1 protein-coding gene is annotated in these 3,116 nt (G+C 75.5%); it reads right to left on the bottom strand.

Annotation, left to right across the window (positions count from 1 at the left end):
* Positions 1 to 61: 61 nt before the first annotated feature.
* Positions 62 to 3,116, bottom strand: a 3,055-nt coding sequence (locus AWW66_RS31775) for a S8 family serine peptidase (RefSeq protein ID WP_067374427.1), incomplete at its 5' end; no start/stop codon positions are given.

A 3,116-nucleotide genomic window follows, 5' to 3' on the forward strand; every position in this document is an offset into this window, starting at 1 on the left:
CCGGCCGTGGTTGCGGGCCCGGCGGGTGCCCGCCGGGCCCGCAACGCCGTCACCGGTCAGCTCACCGCAGGCGGTACGCCTGGATGATCTGCTGGGTCACCGTGTTGCCGGCGCTGTCCCGGGCGGTGGCCCGCAGCGAGACGTGCCCCGGGCCGGCCGGGTGCCACGCGGCGGCCACCCACCGCGTGCCGACCCGCTGCACCGGTGCCGTGCGCCACGTCTTCCCACCGTCGTACGACAGCTGGACGGTCAGCGCGGTGACCGTCGCCGCCGGGGCACCGGGCTGCCGCTGGACCTCGACCGGGATGGCGAACGGCAGGCCCGCCGGGGCGCTGTTGTCCACCCGCAGCGGCGGCCGGAACCGCACCGCCGAGACGGGCAACGCGGCCGGCTCCGTGCCCGGGACGTGCCCGGACCGGAACGTCCAGGTGCTGTCGACCCGGGTGCTGAGGTCGGTGAAGGAGCGCTCCGCCGACACCTCCAGCCGGTACGCCGCCGCGCCGGCCGGCACGGTGAACTGCCCGTACCCCGGATCGGGGTGCTCGGCGACCAGCGTGCCGTCCCGGTACAGCGCGGTCCGGGCGGTGTCGGTCAGCGAGTAGCCGGTGTGCCCGGCCTGGTCGCTGTGCAGCGGCAGGTCGACGGTGAGCTCGTCGCCGGTACGGGTGACGCCCTGCCCCGGCCAGCGCGGCGCCGGGAAGGACGGACCGTACGGCGCCACGTTCCAGGTGTCCCGGTAGGTCCGGGCGGGGCGGTAGACGGTCGGCGTCGACTCCTGTATCGACAGGTACTCGAAACTCCCGTCGTCGTCTGCCCGGCCGGCGAGGAGCAGGGAGAACCACTGCTGCCCGTTGGTGTTGTGGTACTCGACCCGCTGCCCCGGCACGGTCACCGGCACCCCGAGCCCCGAGGCCCCGGTCGGGTACTTCGTCGACTCGCCGAAGACCACCCGTTCCGTCTCCAGTCCTGGATCACCGCCCCGGAAGGTGTGCACCACCTTCGCCAGGTCCCGCTGGCGGTAGTCCTTGACGAACCCGGTCGGGTACCGGCCGGGCACGGCCTCGCTGACCGCGTACAGGTACGGGCTGACGGGCACGTCGGGCTTGAGCCACTGGGCGCCGACGGTACCGACGAACTGCTCGGCGGAAACCCGGCGACCGAGGTGGCCGCTGCGCAGCCCGGTGAAGTCGGCGCTGCCCAGGCTGAAGCCGTAGCCGACGTCCTCGCCGAAGAAGTTCGCGCCGAGGTCGACCATGCCCGGTTCGGCCGACGGTTCCGGCACCGACAGGCGTACCGGCCGGGCCACGCGGGCGTCGACCGTCAGCTCGGTCGGCCCGTCGACGACCAGCTCCGGCTGCACCAGGGCCGCCGCGCCGGCCGGCCCCTCGCCGGTGTCCTCGAAGACGTAGCTGACCAGGCCGTACCGGCCCTTCGGCAGCCGGGCCGCGGCGGTCCCGTCCGGGGCGACGAGGTCCCGGACCACGAAGGTGTCCAGCCCGACCAGCGTCGTCCAGGCGTCGGTGGCGGGCGCGCCGGTGGTGTCGAGGTGCCGGACGGTCACCGGGTAGCTCTCCACCTCCCGGTGCACGGCCAGCGGGGTCACCGCCCGGACGTCGCCGGAGCTGGCGACGATCCGACCGGTCCAGTAGCCGTCGGCGGCCGGGACGCTGGTGTCCGCCCTCACCGTCACCTCGGCGCTGCCCCCGGCGGGCACGGTGACCCGCGACGCGCTGAGAGCGAACATGCCGGCCGGCGCGGCGGCCCCGTCCGGGCCGGTGGTCTCGGTGGCGAGGTCGAGGGTGAGCGGGGTGGTGCCGGCGTTGCGCCAGGTCACGGTCCGGGTGATCGGCTCGTCGTCGCCGTGCGGCCACTCGGTGCGGCCGAACGAGACGCTGGCCGGGTCGCTGGTGACCGACTGGCCGATCGCCCGCGCCACGTCGACCCGCCCGGCACCCTGCTGGTACGCGGTCAGCTCCGGGTGCGGTCGGGCGGCGGCGGTCAGGGTGGCCTTGAGCTGGCCGGCCCGCCACTCCGGGTGCTGCTGGGCCAGCAGCGCCACCGCACCGGCGACGTGCGGCGCGGACATCGAGGTGCCGGAGGCGGTCACGTAGCCGTCCCCGACCGGGGTGCCGAGCGTGGTGCCGGCCCCCCGGGCGGCGACGATCTCCACGCCCGGCGCGGTGATGTCCGGCTTGAGCGCGTCGTCCCCGACGCGCGGGCCCCGGCTGGAGAAGTCGGCCAGCTCGTCGTCGCGGTCCACCGCGCCGACGGTGAGCGCCGCGTCGGTGGAGCCGGGCGACCCGACCGAGCCGTCGCTGCCGTCGTTGCCGGCGGAGATCACGAAGAGCGTGCCGGTGCTGGCGGTCAGCGTCTCGACCGCCTCCTCCAGCGGGTCGACCTCGGGGGTGTCCCAGCCGCTGAGGCTCATGTTGACCACGGTGGCCCGCTTCTCCTCGGCGGCCCACTGCATGCCGGCCAGGATCGCCGAGTCGGTGCAGAAGGTGCTCTCGCACACCTTGCCGGAGAGCACGGTGGCCTCCGGCGCGACGCCCCGGTACCTCCCGCCGGAGGCCGCGCCGGTGCCGACGATCGTCGAGGCGACGTGGGTGCCGTGGCCGACCTCGTCGCCCGGCTCGGGCACCTCGGTGAAGTTCCGGCTCTCGGCGACCCGGCCGGCGAGGTCCGGGTGGGTGGCGTCGACGCCGGTGTCCAGCACCGCGACGCTGACCCCCCGGCCGGTCCAGCCGGCCTGGTGGGCGGCGGGGGCACCGATCTGCGCCACGCTGTGGTCGAGGGTGAGTCGCCGCTTGCCGTCCAGCCAGATCCGGTCGACACCCTCCGCCGTGTCGCTACGGGCTCCGACCGGGCCGGCCGTGACGGCGGCCCAGACCGCGCCGGCCTCGTCCTTGGCGGCCCGGACCGCCGCGCCGCCGATCGCCGGCAGGTCACGGGTGACCCGGACCCCGCCGAGCGCGGCGACCGAACGCCGGGCGGCACCGTCCGACCGGTACTCGACCAGCAGCGGCAGGTCGGCGCGGCGGGCGTCGTCGTACCCGGCCTCGACAAGCGTGGTGATGTCGAACAGCCGCCGGTCGACCTTGCCGGAGCGGATCAGC

Source organism: Micromonospora rosaria (genome assembly GCF_001567585.1).
GTDB classification, from domain to species: Bacteria; Actinomycetota; Actinomycetes; order Mycobacteriales; family Micromonosporaceae; genus Micromonospora; species Micromonospora rosaria.